At 52.6% G+C, this 13,077-nt stretch carries 13 protein-coding genes and 1 tRNA gene; 3 read left to right on the top strand and 11 right to left on the bottom strand.

What is annotated here, in order from left to right; translation table 11 throughout:
• Window positions 1-305 precede the first annotated feature (305 nt).
• The 3 genes from SH528x_RS13975 to SH528x_RS13965 are packed head-to-tail and all read right to left on the bottom strand — an operon-like array spanning window position 306 to window position 2,613.
• On the bottom strand, window positions 306-821 hold the full coding sequence (locus SH528x_RS13975; RefSeq protein WP_442511129.1) for a hypothetical protein: 516 nt from the start codon (window positions 819-821) through the stop codon (window positions 306-308).
• Window positions 814-1,362, bottom strand: coding sequence for a response regulator (locus SH528x_RS13970; RefSeq protein WP_442511128.1), 549 nt, complete (start codon window positions 1,360-1,362; stop codon window positions 814-816). The genes SH528x_RS13975 and SH528x_RS13970 overlap by 8 nt, the downstream gene beginning before the upstream one ends.
• Window positions 1,363-1,392: 30 nt before the next feature.
• Window positions 1,393-2,613, bottom strand: coding sequence for a response regulator (locus tag SH528x_RS13965; RefSeq protein ID WP_442511127.1), 1,221 nt, complete (start codon window positions 2,611-2,613; stop codon window positions 1,393-1,395).
• A 301-nt stretch (window positions 2,614-2,914) separates the two neighbouring features.
• Between SH528x_RS13965 and SH528x_RS13960 the strand changes: the two genes are divergently transcribed.
• Window positions 2,915-4,294, top strand: a complete 1,380-nt coding sequence (locus tag SH528x_RS13960; protein WP_442511126.1) for a PDZ domain-containing protein — start codon at window positions 2,915-2,917, stop codon at window positions 4,292-4,294.
• A 205-nt stretch (window positions 4,295-4,499) separates the two neighbouring features.
• Here the strand turns inward: SH528x_RS13960 and SH528x_RS13955 are convergent, their stop codons facing one another.
• Together SH528x_RS13955 and SH528x_RS13950 are read right to left on the bottom strand one after the other, a co-directional pair.
• The gene (locus tag SH528x_RS13955) at window positions 4,500-4,952 is read right to left on the bottom strand and encodes a response regulator (protein WP_442511125.1); all 453 of its coding nucleotides are present in this window, start codon (window positions 4,950-4,952) and stop codon (window positions 4,500-4,502) included.
• Between the two features lie 260 nt (window positions 4,953-5,212).
• Window positions 5,213-6,028, bottom strand: a complete 816-nt coding sequence (locus SH528x_RS13950; protein WP_442511124.1) for a hypothetical protein — start codon at window positions 6,026-6,028, stop codon at window positions 5,213-5,215.
• 350 nt (window positions 6,029-6,378) lie between these two features.
• Here SH528x_RS13950 and SH528x_RS13945 point away from each other — a divergent pair.
• Window positions 6,379-6,452: transfer RNA gene (locus SH528x_RS13945), tRNA-Met, on the top strand.
• Window positions 6,453-6,485: 33 nt separating this feature from the next.
• Here SH528x_RS13945 and SH528x_RS13940 read toward each other — a convergent pair.
• Together SH528x_RS13940 and SH528x_RS13935 are read right to left on the bottom strand one after the other, a co-directional pair.
• A complete protein-coding gene (locus SH528x_RS13940) occupies window positions 6,486-6,845 on the bottom strand; it encodes a YciI family protein (RefSeq protein WP_442511123.1) in 360 nt (119 codons plus the stop codon).
• Between the two features lie 15 nt (window positions 6,846-6,860).
• Entirely contained in the window at window positions 6,861-7,256 is a 396-nt protein-coding gene (locus SH528x_RS13935; protein WP_442511122.1) for a VOC family protein, read from the bottom strand.
• A gap of 421 nt (window positions 7,257-7,677) precedes the next feature.
• Here SH528x_RS13935 and SH528x_RS13930 point away from each other — a divergent pair, with 421 nt between their 5' ends.
• Window positions 7,678-8,796, top strand: a complete 1,119-nt coding sequence (locus SH528x_RS13930; RefSeq protein ID WP_442511121.1) for a substrate-binding domain-containing protein — start codon at window positions 7,678-7,680, stop codon at window positions 8,794-8,796.
• A gap of 85 nt (window positions 8,797-8,881) precedes the next feature.
• On the opposite strand, the gene SH528x_RS13925 is transcribed toward SH528x_RS13930, so the two are convergent.
• The 4 genes from SH528x_RS13925 to SH528x_RS13910 all read right to left on the bottom strand — a co-directional run bounded on the left by SH528x_RS13925 (window position 8,882) and on the right by SH528x_RS13910 (window position 13,050).
• On the bottom strand, window positions 8,882-10,096 hold the full coding sequence (locus SH528x_RS13925; RefSeq protein ID WP_442511120.1) for an MFS transporter: 1,215 nt from the start codon (window positions 10,094-10,096) through the stop codon (window positions 8,882-8,884).
• 190 nt (window positions 10,097-10,286) lie between these two features.
• Entirely contained in the window at window positions 10,287-11,168 is an 882-nt protein-coding gene (locus SH528x_RS13920) for an HAD-IB family phosphatase (RefSeq protein WP_442511119.1), read from the bottom strand.
• A 715-nt stretch (window positions 11,169-11,883) separates the two neighbouring features.
• Window positions 11,884-12,528 carry a DUF1801 domain-containing protein gene (locus SH528x_RS13915; RefSeq protein ID WP_442511118.1) on the bottom strand — a complete coding sequence of 215 codons (645 nt, stop codon included), beginning with the start codon at window positions 12,526-12,528 and terminating at the stop codon, window positions 11,884-11,886.
• A 69-nt stretch (window positions 12,529-12,597) separates the two neighbouring features.
• Window positions 12,598-13,050: a VOC family protein gene (locus SH528x_RS13910; RefSeq protein WP_442511117.1), complete on the bottom strand. Its 453-nt coding sequence runs from the start codon at window positions 13,048-13,050 to the stop codon at window positions 12,598-12,600.
• Window positions 13,051-13,077: the final 27 nt, after the last annotated feature.

The following is a 13,077-nucleotide window of genomic DNA, read 5'->3' as shown; positions in this document are numbered from 1 at the left end:
AATTGTAGCGATGCGGTACAAGGCTGGACTGCTAAGACTTTGGTGTTGACATCGGATATTGGGAGTGAGTTTTTCTTCCGGTCTATTCAGCAGTTACCTCTCCCCCAACGAAGTTGGTGGAGAGGTGACAGAAAAGTTGCGAAACAAAAAAAGCACAACAAGCCCAAAGTTTTAGCGGCCTTGCGCAAGCCGCACGGTTTGAATTAAACGTTTTACTCACTTCGCCCGGACGGTTTGCGGTGTGCTGCTGACAACGTCGACGTGCCGTCGGCTCACGGAGCGGCCGCCGCTCAACTCAAAACCGATTATCGCTGCGGGGTGGCGATTCGCTCCCATAGGTCCGAGTCGCTTTGCAGCGTGACGAGCTGCGAAAGCCCCGTCTGAACCGTTGACGCGATCTCGGTGGGAAAGTCTCCGGCGATCACTTCGAGATCACCTGCGTCTTGCACGTCGAAGCCCTGCGGCGCACGCAGGTAAACCACCGGCGGGTTCATCATCCACTGGACAAAGTGCTCGGCCAACCGCGGCGTGACGCTTTCGTCCGCTTCGGGAAAGTCGCCGTCGGCAATCAAAACAAAATGACTCGCTTTCATCTGCCTTGAGAACAGCCGGTCACACCCGCGTTGCAACACGCCCGCCAAACGATGGCGCAGAAACGAGATTTGTTCGTCGAAAGGCTGCCCCTTGTACGCATCCAAATTTCCCGAATCACTCCGGATCAAAGGAACAGGTTGACTGGACGCGTCGAACGTCCCTGCATGCCAAAGGCAATTGCTGGTATCGATTAGAACGACCAACGGTGCAAGTTGCCGATCACTCATCGTCAGTTTTTGCTCGCTTTAGGGTTTCTCGCATACTCTCCGTCTGAGCCTTAAAACGTTCGACCGTATCGTCACTTAACTTCGACTCATCCAAGGTGCTGACGACATGATCAGCATCGTCAAGATAGCCACTCAGGGACTGGATCAATTCCGCTTGTGCATCGATCGCATCGTACCGCTGGGCCGCCTCTTTGAGCATCTCCAGCAAATCATCGGGATCCCATGGCTTGGTGATGTAGCGATACAATTCGCCTTGGTTGATCGCATCGACAACCGCCCGCGTATCTGCATACCCGGTAAAGATAATCCGAATGGCTTCGGGGTGAGCATTGCGTACCTTTTGCATCAATTCGGATCCGGTCATCGATGGCATTCGCTGGTCGGTCATGATGACATGAACCGGATGTTCCCGCATGATCTGCAGCGCCTCAGCACCACTTGTCGCGGTATGGACGTTAAAGTCACGTCGCAATAACCCCGTCAATGAAAAGAGCACATCAGGCTCGTCATCGACAATCAAAATTGAATGTGACTTTGCCATTTTTCAGTCCGCCTAATCCTATATTTTACGTTACTCGGTACTCGTATTTTCCCGTGGCAATTTAACTTGCACCGTCGTTCCCTGCCCCACTTCGCTTTCGATCGCGATCGATCCCCCGTGGTCACGGACGACTGCGTAGCTAACCGCCATGCCGAGGCCCGTTCCCGTTCCAACCGGTTTCGTGGTAAAAAATGGTTCGAACACCGAGTTTTTCGTTTGTGCATCCATTCCACATCCGAAGTCTTGCACCTCGATAACGGTCCAATCCGCATCGTCGAATAGGCGAACTTTTACGATCGCCCCCATCTCACTCGCTTGGATTGCATTCAAGATAACATTGTAGATGACTTGGTGGATCTTATCAGGTCGACATTGCACCGCGGCATCCGAATCGAGCTCCTTTTGGATCTGAATCTGCTTCGTCTGGGTCTGAAGTTTCAATACTTGTAACGTCGACTCAATCGCATCTCTAAGCTCCAAACGGTCTTCGGACGCTTGATCCAGTCTGGCAAAATCGCGGAGATTCTTGATAATATCGCGGACTCGTGTCAAACCATCGCTAGAGGACTGTAGAAGTTGGGGCAAATGCTCTCTCAGCCATGCGATGTCGCAATCTTCTTGCAGTTGCGACAGTTCTTCGAGCAACTCCGAGGGCGCCCCCTGAATAAACGGGCGAATTTCCTCGTACTTGTCGACCAATTGAACAATGTCACTCAGGTCGCGGCGAAGCACGGCGAGATTGTTAGTGACAAAGGCGATGGGATTATTGATTTCATGCGCCATTCCGGCGGCGAGATGACCGAGACTAGCCAGTTTTTCGCTCTCGACCAATGCCGCCTGCGTCTCTCGCAACTGTCGGTTCTGCTCCGCCAGCTCCTGCTCTAACCGAATGATCCGCTCGCCTTCACGAAGCCGGACTCGCAGTTCTTCTTGGTCGCAGGGTTTGACTAGAAAGTCATCCGCCCCAGACTCCATCGCCGTCACCAAGTCTTCTTTTTCAGACTTGGACGTCAGCAAAATCAGATAACAGTACCCGGCGCGTTTCGAGCTACGGATACGTCGAATCAAATCCAGCCCATCCATGTTCGGCATAATCCAATCGGTCAAGACGAGCGAGAAGGATTGTTCCTGAAACATCTGCCAAGCCTGCTCACCGTCCACCGCCTCGACAACCGTATAGTTCCAGCGTCGCAGGTGATTTACCACCAGCAGCCGGGACACCGTACTGTCTTCCGCTACAAGAACCTTCATGCTGAAAATTTTCCAATCGACTCGAAGCCACTCCAACGCGAATCTAATTGTTTCATGCGTCAATGCTATCGCAGTATAGTTGATTCCATCGCCAGCGTTGTTACGCATGGCCGGAAACGACAGCAGGATAAAGCACCGCCTTCATTACTCTGTCCGAGCCCGTCAATCGAAAATGCCAAGCCTTCGTTAGCAATCATCAATCCCCCTGCATTGTGTTTCAGCGACTCACGATCGGGAACAAAATTTGCAGCTTAAAAACCCGTAGTTTTTTACCCGCACACTCTTCGATACGGATTTCAAAATGATGAAAACCTACCAGAAATCGACGCTCGCATGGCTGATCGCCGGTGCAGTGGCGGTGCCTCTATCGGGTGCTGTCGCGATTGCACAAAATGCCGCGGAAACGCCTGAAACCGCTGCATCCAATACCACCGAACCCGCTGCTCCCGCGTCCACGGAAGTCGATCCGGAAGAGTATATCGACCGAGATTCCCCCGCACTTGGCGTGCTTGTCGGCTCATGCCCCGGTCAGGGAGTGTGCGTTCAAGACATCGTCATGGGCAGTCCCGCAGATCGGGTTGGAATCGAGCGTGGCGACTATATTCTTGCCGTTAATGACAAAACGGTATCGTCGCCCAAAGAATTGAAAGAAGTCATCGCAGGACTCTCGGCCGAAGACACCGTCAACGTCAGCGTATGGCGTCGTGGTCAAAAAATGACCAAGCAGGTCGCATTGGCTGCGGAGGCGAAAACGTTGCCCAACAGTCGGCAAGCGTGGTTGGGTGTGGCGCTGGCAGATCGCGACAACGGTGAATCAGGCGTGACAATCGAACAAGTTCACCCGAACAGCCCCGCACAAAAGGCAGGCCTCACTTCCGGTGATGTGGTTATCAAAATCAATGACCAAAAAATAACATCGATCGACGAATTCGTAGAGAAGGTTCGTGATTTTGAACCGCGTGCAAAGGTCAACTTGACAATCCAACGCGGCGACGAAGAACAGCAGATTGCAGTGACGCTCGGCCAGGTTGGCAATGCTCCTCTGCGATGGTTCCGCCGACCTTTTGGCCCCACAGGTGGCCCCGCAGGCCAGCCGTTTGATGGCCAATCGTCGGATCTCGACTTTCCGCCATTCATGCATCAAGGTCCTCCAGACGTAATGGAAGAAATGATTGACGACATGCGTGCGCAGATGCGTTCTTTGCAGAAAGAGATGGATGAGTTAAAGCGTCGGATGCCCACCGAATCCAGCAACTCGCAAAAGCAGAAAAGTGACCGGGGTGCAATAAACAATCCCGATGACGATTTGTCGAGCAAGGAATTCGATCCAGCAAACTTTGTCCAATTGGTGGTTCAGCAAGACGGTAGAGGACGCGGTCGAGGCAACCAGGGTGACCATGACCACGACCACGGCGATCACGGTCGAGGGAACCAAGGCAACTTCCAACGCCCCTACAACTTGCCACATCTGAGTAACGATTGGACTGGCGAACGCTATCGCTATCAAGACAATCGCAGCTATCGCTACCGAGTGCCTTCTGCTCCGGTGTATCGCTATCCCTCGTATTATCCGTATCAATACTACCAATACGGCGGTCGTCCCTATTACTACGGTGGCAGCTATCCGTACGGCTACCGAGGCGGAGTACAGATCGGTCCCAACTTTGGCATCTACTGGTAAGACGTTGGCCGCCGAGACCGTTTAGTATTCGGCTCCAAGGATCTGCTTACATCCGGGATGGGGGTGGTCCGCATAAACTTTGTGACCCGACGGCGCTAGCCGCGGGCCTCGATCCCAGCGTCTTTTAGTGCGCAGGGCCCGCGGCTAGCGCCGTCGGCTTACATAAATACGATTGAATCCCTCGCCCGAGCGTGTTTTGGCCGAGCTACAGCGGCTTCTTGAGCGTCAGCGGGATATAACGACTGACGACCTCGCGCATTTGATCGCTGGCGATTGGCTTGGCAACAAACTCGTCCGCTGCTGGCTGCATTTGCTGACACCGGATGTCGTGTCCATCGGACTCATTGGAGGCCACGATCACCGGGATCGATAGCGATGCCGAGTTCTCGTGTAGCCACTGGACAAGATTCTCTCCGTCGCCATACAGCGTATGCGTGTCGCTGATGATTAAATCGGGTTTCTCGGTGACGATCCGCCAGATTGCTTGCTTGCCATTAAAGGCAGCCAGAAAATTGACGTCGTAAGCACGAAAGACACGTCGTTGTGACTCGACGAAATTCACGTCGCAATCGACAACCATTAAACGCGGCGTTTTTGATTTATCCGGATCCGTCGTTTCAAACGGAACTGGACTCAAAACTGCAAAGGATTGCCCCATCAAACCGAACCCCTGATTGCGAGAAAGTACCGACGAATCGTTTGTTACGTCAGGTGTATCCGCTGATTCGAGACTCGTGGGATCGCCAAAAGAAAAAGCAGGCGGACAAATCTCAGACCATTGCAAACATAGGTCACGCAACTCGAGGGGCTAGCGAAATCGAAAGAATCGAAATGCAAAACACTCAAATCAACCGGTCAAAGCGAACCAATAGTCACGACTGGACGACAACCCAAAAAATAGTGACGCGCTGAAAGCCATCAATTCGACCAGAAATACCACGCAGCTGCGGCGACGGCCACAACGGCCACTCCTATCGCCACTGGCAAACTGCGGCCAAGGCCGGTTTGCGGCACTGCGAGAGGATCGTCCTGATGGGGTTCGCAGAATTCGGTCGCCTGAACTGCAATCGGCAACCTCTGCAAATCGTTTGTCAGCGTCTCGACCTCATCAAAAACTTCGGAATCGAGATCAACTAGCCCTCGTTTCCGCAGATCGAATCTCAGTTCGTTGACGGACGCATATCGCTGTGTCTCATCCTGAGAAATCAGTTGTCGAAAAATGGGATTCGCCACCCCCAGTTCTGCATCAACGGCATCAAGATGCGCGAGATCGCTTGAATTTATTGGGCCACGTCCGGTGAGCAAGAAATAGAGCGTCCACCCCAAACCCTGAAGGTCAACGCTGACATCGGCCGCTTGTGCCGCCATGGTGCCTTCGTCCCCCGGTCTGGCCGTTTCCTTGTCAGGGTTGATCTTTTGGATCGAAGCGGAGCATTCACCGCCGACAAGTGTCGGGATTCCTTCATCGTTCAATACGATATTTGCGGGCTCGATCGCTCCGTGAGTGATCCCGTTGCAGTGGAGCACGGCCAGCAGCGAGGCAATTTGATCCACAACGGTGATCGCATCGGCGATTGCGAGGGTTCCGGCGTTGTTGATGCAATCCCGCAAATTTTCGAGACTGGCGTCCGCGACCGTCGTGGGCGGCGACCTGGCATCCTGTGGACGGTCATCGAGAGCCCGATCGGCGAGTCGATCTTCCCCTATTTGATCTGTACTGAGGTTGTCACTCATTCGTGATCCCTAAGTTGAACCGTTTTCAGGCCGCAGAAATATCAGTGTAATGACCGGCATAAAGCCTCTATCATGCACACACGACGCTCGAAAAGCGAGCCTGATCCCCTCGATCTACGTTTCCTGCCAAACCTGCCCTTTTCGAGGAAGCTTCATCGCACTATAAAACTGCCAATCGGAAATGAAGGTTTCCGGAAACTTTGGTGAGGAACGAGGCTCATTCGCGGACTAACTCATTTAGTCCGCATCACCCAAACTGGGGTGCAACAGCGCGATCCTATTTGAGAAAAAAGGTGTCACTACATCGGCTTTTTCAACCGAAGCAAATCCGGTACACTTCTCACCCACACGGCGATGTAGCTCAGTCGGTTAGAGCGGAGTCTTCATAAGGCTTAGGTCAGCGGTTCGAGTCCGCTCATCGCTATTCACGTAAATCATAGCTGTTTGCCAACTTAGGTTAACCTGATTTAGGCAAATCTTGCATTTCGTACACGGGGCGGATCTCGACCGTCCCTTTTTTGGCAGGCGGCAAGCGACTGGCAATCGAAATCGCATCATCCAGATTTTCTACGTCGATGATGTAATAACCCCCAAGCTGTTCGGAAGTTTCGGCAAACGGACCGTCGGTGATCTGACGTTTTCCTTCACGCACACGGACGCTGGTCGCCATCGCAACGGGATGCAGGGGTGAAGCCGCAATGAACTGATTCTTGGCGGCCAATTCGTGACAAATATCGCGTGAATCCTCCGTGCACTGCGTCCACTCTTCTTGCGTCCAGCATTCTTCGGCACTGTAAATCAAAAACATGTATTTCATGGCTGGTTCTCGTCGTTATTGCTGCGAGTGAAGTCCGAACATGTTGCCTTCGGTATCGACCGCCAGCACGATGAACCCATATTGGCCGATTGACATTTTGGGTTTGTGAATACTCCCACCCGCTGCTTCAACCCGCGAGGCCTCCATTGCGCAGTCCTCGCAAACAAAGTACACCAGCGTACTGTTTCCGCCGGACGGAAAGCCGTCCATTTTGACCAGTGCTCCGGCGGCACCGGCAAGCCCCATCTCCATCGGAAAGCACATCATTTCGATCTCCATTTCCACGGGTGAAGGAAGCTTGTCCAGATTGATGTCGAGTACAGTTTCGTAAAATTTTGTCGCCCGAGCCATGTCCTGGATATAAATCTCGAACCAGCCAACAGGGTTCATTTCAAGTTTCTTGTCGCTCATTGGTCTCTTCTTTCAATCAAAGGTTAATCGTTCTTGCCACTTCGGTGACACGTCACAGCATCTAGTCGATTGAGCGACTTGCAAATCGACAATGAATTGACACTTTTCGGTGAACGCCACAGCATGAGTTCGAGCAATCTCGCGTGTCGGCATCGGGTAACGACGATGAGTCTATTCGTGGGCGTAGACGCTGAAAGCCGCCCTGACGCTTCCCTAGTGCAATCAGAGCTTCGACCAACGCTAAATCAGTGTAGACTGTTTACTAAAAGCATTCAAAATCTTGTCAGCAAAAGAGGGTATTCGAAAAGGGAGCTGACCTTTTGGAAGCGAGTCGTTCTTGTTGAGTTTTATGCCTCGCCGGAGAGGGTCAGACCCCTTTTCGAATACCCTCTAAAACCGGTAGCCGAAAGTGACAGATTCCATGCCCAAAGAGAGCAAACATCAACTTATCTCGGAAACACTCATCAAAGAAATAGCAGCCGGTCAATTCAAACCGTCCGGACGATTGCCGAGCGAAGCCCAGCTTGTTAAGCGATTCGGCGTGTCTCGTCCGACCGTCGGCCGGGCACTGCGAGAGCTTCAGGATAAAGGACTGATCGAACGCCGCGCGGGTTCCGGCAGCTACGTACGGCACAACCGCTCGACCACCGACAGCACCCGCCAGCTTGGTTTGCTCGTCCCTGAATTGCGAAGCACGGAGATCTTTGAAGTCATCTGCGGCGCGTTGGCGCGACTGGCCCGCGTCCACGACTACGGGCTATTGTGGGAGGGGCGTGATGCAAGGGAAAGCCCAGAGCAGGATGGCATCGACGACGCCGAAGCACTTTGCCAACACTACATTGATCATAAAGTCAGCGGTGTCTTTTTTGCACCTCTGGAGAAGCACGACAATCGAGACGAGCTGAATCACCGGCTTGCTGTCCGATTGCAGAAAGCAGGAATCTCCGTAGTCTTGCTGGATCGAGATCTCGCCGACTTTCCTCAACGAAGTGAATTTGACTTGGTGGGAATCGACAATTTTGCTGCCGGTTTTACCGTTGCCGAGCATCTGCTCAAACTCGATTGCAAACGATTGGGTTTTCTATTGACGCACCAATCTGCCCCCACCGCAAAACTCAGAATCGCGGGAGTCCGTGAAGCAATACTCGCCCGAGGTATCGATGTTGGCAAGGATTTCGTACAACGGTGTGAACCGGATGACCCCAGTTTCTTGAAAAAATTAACCGACAAACGCAAACGGGAATTCGATGCAATTATCTGCGGTAACGATCGCACTGCCGCCACGTTGTTACAGTCACTGACCAAAGCAGGAGTCGACGTGCCGAAAGATATCCGGATGGTCGGCTTTGACGATGTTAACTATGCGTCGTTGTTATCGGTTCCATTGACAACGATGCGGCAGCCCTGCCGAGACATCGCCGCCGTTGCTTTTCGGGCGATGATCGACAGTCTTGAAGAACGGGATATCCCTCCGCGGGCGTACCTTTTGCCAGCGACTTTGGTTGTGCGAGAATCGTGTGGGGCCTACGCGAAATCGTAGGGTCCATTGGAAATCCAACATAACATTTGCCTATCGTACTGCCGATCGGTCGTCCTAGCCAAACAAATTTGTGTGCTCAATTGTGTCAGCCCGTCGCCAGTTGGGGTCGTTTAACAAACGCAGGTGATTTTTCTTTCAGAACAGTCGCCAGAGCGACCGGCATCAATGTTGTGAATAACAATGCACTGAGCGCAATTCGCAAGCTTGCATACTCGGCTACAAATCCAATCAGTGGAGGCCCCAGCAGAAAACCGAAGTAGCCGATGGTCGAGACCGTCGCGAGTGCTGCTCCGGATGCTACTCCTCTTAACTGCCCGCAAGCACTAAACACGATCGGCACGATCGTTGAAAGTCCTGCGCCAACACAGGCAAATCCGACAATGGTGACCGTGATGTGCGAAGCCAACACGACCAGCAGAATTCCTGCCGCTGCTAAACTGCCGCTAATGCGAACCTGATTCCGTGCCCCCAATCGTTTCGTCATTGCGTCTCCGACAAAGCGACCTCCCGCCATCGCAATTGCAAACGCAGCGTAGCCCATTGCCGCTATACCTTCGCTTGCACCCAGCGTGCGAGTGAGGAGAACTGCAGACCAATCCGCCATCGCGCCTTCACCGGCCATTACGCAAAACGCCATTACTCCCAAAGTTAGGATCGTTTTGGTGGGACGATCACGACGGGAATCTGCCGAGTCAGTCAGCGACGACCTGTCGCTGTCCGAAGACGAGTCCGTTTGGTGAACCTTGAGCAGATGGATCGAAATCGGATACACGGCCAAGCCGATCAGAGCTGCGAGCACGACGAAATGAACGCGAACTCCCAAGCCATTTGCGGCCAGCAGTCCGCCGACAACAGCCCCTGTCAATCCGCCGAGGCTCCACAAAGCGTGAATGGCCGACATGATCGGTTGCTGCCGCCTACGTTCCACTTCGACTGCTTGGACATTCATCGCCACATCAAGCGCACCGTGAGCACTTCCGAAGAAGAACAACGCGAACATCAACCATGGCACGCTCGGAACCAACGCGATTGCTGGAAGCCCCACCAAGTAAGCGACAACACTGGCGATCGCAACTTCCTTGCTGCCAAACCTCGAACAACACCATCCCGAGATTGGCATAGCGATAACAGCTCCGGTCGCAATCACCATTAGCAACATGCCTAGCTGGCCATCGCTCAATGAAAACTGCGTTTGTACTGCCGGAATGCGTGTAGCCCAGGTGGCGAACAGAAACCCATTCACGCAGAACAACGCGCGAACAGATTGATGGGCGGTATTTGTAAGGCGAACATCGTTCATGCCTATTGTCCTTTTATTGATCTCGTTCGAATATCCGTATCGTGATGAGTGATTCATCATCACTCGTTTAGCCGCCTGCCCATTGGGCCGCGACGTTCTCGCAGTCGCGGGAAATGCCCACGCTGTTAAACTAAAAGACGTGTGCCGACGGTTTTGTCGACTTTCGCGGAACCCATGGCGACATTGCACATCAAACGATGTCGGCCGAAAGTAAAAAACTCGAGTCCGCCAAGGGTTCGAGAATCGTCAGCCGATCGACTTGAGTTTTCTCCCAGCCTTGCACATCAAGTCCGTGTTGTTCAAAAAGCTCACGAACTTTTACGCGATCCGTCCAGCCGACGACGTCTTCCAAAATTGGAATCAATACACTGAATGCGTTGTCGCTCAATACGGTTCGCCGAGCGATGGGCGCAATGTGTTGGTTCTCAGACACTGCGATCGTGAACCCATCTCGCCGATTGACATGCAACATCACATGGACGTCCGAGCTTCCATCACCCACGTACACGATGCGGTCGGAACTGATGCCAAACTGCTGCTGCAGATGATCGAGCATCGTCACCTTTCCATACCCGGCAGTCAGCTTGGCGACGGAAGTGATCTCGCCGGTCACTGAGTCGTAATTGAGTCGCGTCCCGAAAATTCGTTCCGGCGGAACGATTCCTTCCAGCGCCGAACGGACAACTTCTTCGGGCGACGCCGAGACGACGAAGAACGTGAAGCGATGCCCTTCGATTCCGCTTTCCAACAATTGAATCAGCGGGGCGAGGTTCTTCTTTAGCCGAATCAATTTGCCGACTTCGGTAAGAAGTTCCGCTCGGACTTGCCGATAGTCAGGGTCGTGCAACAGCAGATAAGTCAGTTCGCCACCCTGTTGAACTAGGTGCGATTTTGCAAGTCCGTTGACTTTTTCTTCAAAATCCGTCAGCCCCAACATCTCGCTCAGGACGACTCCTGTGTCGTTAAAGCTGAGAGTTTGATCAAAATCGCTGGCCAGCAAAAAGCGTTTCCTACTAGCCTTGGCTTTGTGGCCTCTCTCCGAGGTCGCTTGGATTGAGCGTGTCGTATCCATCTTTTTCTCCGCTTCGATTACTTCGAGAAATGGTGCGGGCGATCAAATTGAGGACCCGAAAAGCACCAACTTCTTGAGGTATCCTACGGACGTTGCGGCGTTGTGGTATAGACAAATCAAGAAAAGCTGCAACATACCTGTACACGCCAATTTCCAGGTTGTCAGTGACAGGTTGGCGGATGGTTTAGGACCTGCCTTTGCGCACTGATGAGGGCTGAGTTGACGGAATTGAACTGACGTGCGCAGCTAGATTCGAAGCTGTGATGAAACGGCAATTGTGGCAATATTTTTATAATTCCGTGACCGAACCAGAATATCCGCAGATCGCAGATGAAATTACTAACCGCCGTAATCAAAGGCACCCGGTTGGTCGGTTCCGCAACCGCTTGCACCGTCGCATCCGCAGTTGGGCCATAACCAGAGAACATTCGATTTTCAATCGTAGTTCCGATTCGACAGTGTGGTTGTTCTGTTACCACTTGCGAAACTTGGCCGGCGTGTCCAAAGGTTTGGTGCGTTTCGTATTCAGTTCGGGTACTGATTAGAGAGTATCCGAAAAGGGGTAGCGTAAGTCGTTAAGACTTTCGATCAGGCCCGATCAGGTCCGAAATTCTTGACGAATTACGCTACGGCCGAATCGGCAATTATCGATCACTCTCGGTTTTCGGACACCCTCTTAAAGTCGCCGGTTGCGTCTCGGCGTTTCGTATTCCCCTCAGCGAATCGACTTGTGTGATCCATCGCAGCCGGGCATTTTTTTAGACAAGCCGCACGTGCAATCATTGATCCCTTTTCCATCGAGAATTTTCTGCACGCACGATTCAATTCTCGACACCCGCGTTTTGGATTGCTTGGCACTCGAAAAATGGAGTACGTATCCTCGTTGCCGTCCTGGCGTCAACGCATCTAAAGCGGTTTTGAAGGCGGGCCTTTCATCGAACTTGGCTTGCAGTTCGCCGGGAATTTCGAGTGCCCGATTCTCTTGGAAATCGACCTTCACGCCAGCTTTTTCCAGTTCAATCGCTTCGTGAACATAGGATTTCAAGACGGGTTCCAGGTCAACAATTTCGCCAACGTTGGTGAACCGAATCAGACGCGCCGCCCGCGTGTTCTCACCAGGTTGGCAGAGGATATTGTCGGTATCCTTTAGCAAGGCACCTTTCACAAAGCTGAGCGCACAATATTCCTTCAGGCTACTAACGAGAAGGACGTTTTTTCCCTGAAACGTGTAACAAGGAACACGCCACTTCACCTCTTCGGTCAACTGGCAATCAAGGACGATTGTTCTCAATGCCTGCAGCTCTTCCTGCCACTTTTTGTTTTTACGTATGTATTCATCAACGATTCGACTTTTCTTCATGCGGACGACTTTACACTAACCGTGTCTAGATTCGGTTTTCTCAACTTACGAAACAAAGCCCAATCATTCTCATCCATGCATCTCATTCATCCGCCTCGCAACTTCTTCGTCGCTGACGTCTTCGATGTGCGTTCCCAGACACCAGTCGTATCCGAACGGATCGGTCAGCGTGACCATACGATCGCCGTAAAACTGATCGGCAAGTTCCCGCTTGACGGTCATGCCGGCGGAAATCGCTTGCTCGGCAGCGGCGTCCACGTCTTCGACGTACATCGTTAGCGTCACCGGGCAACCGCCAACGGTTTCAGGACTACGAATTCCCCAGTCCGCGTTTTCCTCGGCCAACATGATTCGTGTTCGCCCGATGATCACTTCAGCGTGCCCGACATCACCGCTATTCATTTTCAGCACCAGCCCCTTCTGGCCACCAAACGCTTTGGCGTAAAAATCGATGGCTTTCTCTGCATCCCTCACGATCAGGTAGGGAATGAAACCTTCACAATTGTCCGGTATTTTGCTCACTGGTTTGGTCATTTCGTTCGCTCATTC

The organism is Novipirellula methanifontis, from assembly GCF_052161655.1.
Taxonomy (GTDB): Bacteria; Planctomycetota; Planctomycetia; order Pirellulales; family Pirellulaceae; genus Novipirellula.
Note: the sequence above shows the minus strand (reverse complement) of the source record. Positions and strands in the feature narration are given on the sequence as shown.

Excerpts from the sequence above, each read along its gene's own strand:
- SH528x_RS13975 (WP_442511129.1), bottom strand. The coding sequence starts at position 821 with ATGAGTGATCGGCAACTTGCACCGTTGGTCGTTCTAATCGATACCAGC.
- SH528x_RS13970 (WP_442511128.1), bottom strand. The coding sequence starts at position 1,362 with ATGGCAAAGTCACATTCAATTTTGATTGTCGATGACGAGCCTGATGTG.
- SH528x_RS13965 (WP_442511127.1), bottom strand. The coding sequence starts at position 2,613 with ATGAAGGTTCTTGTAGCGGAAGACAGTACGGTGTCCCGGCTGCTGGTG.
- SH528x_RS13960 (WP_442511126.1), top strand. The coding sequence starts at position 2,915 with ATGATGAAAACCTACCAGAAATCGACGCTCGCATGGCTGATCGCCGGT.
- SH528x_RS13955 (WP_442511125.1), bottom strand. The coding sequence starts at position 4,952 with ATGGGGCAATCCTTTGCAGTTTTGAGTCCAGTTCCGTTTGAAACGACG.
- SH528x_RS13950 (WP_442511124.1), bottom strand. The coding sequence starts at position 6,028 with ATGAGTGACAACCTCAGTACAGATCAAATAGGGGAAGATCGACTCGCC.
- SH528x_RS13940 (WP_442511123.1), bottom strand. The coding sequence starts at position 6,845 with ATGAAATACATGTTTTTGATTTACAGTGCCGAAGAATGCTGGACGCAA.
- SH528x_RS13935 (WP_442511122.1), bottom strand. The coding sequence starts at position 7,256 with ATGAGCGACAAGAAACTTGAAATGAACCCTGTTGGCTGGTTCGAGATT.
- SH528x_RS13930 (WP_442511121.1), top strand. The coding sequence starts at position 7,678 with ATGCCCAAAGAGAGCAAACATCAACTTATCTCGGAAACACTCATCAAA.
- SH528x_RS13925 (WP_442511120.1), bottom strand. The coding sequence starts at position 10,096 with ATGAACGATGTTCGCCTTACAAATACCGCCCATCAATCTGTTCGCGCG.
- SH528x_RS13920 (WP_442511119.1), bottom strand. The coding sequence starts at position 11,168 with ATGGATACGACACGCTCAATCCAAGCGACCTCGGAGAGAGGCCACAAA.
- SH528x_RS13915 (WP_442511118.1), bottom strand. The coding sequence starts at position 12,528 with ATGAAGAAAAGTCGAATCGTTGATGAATACATACGTAAAAACAAAAAG.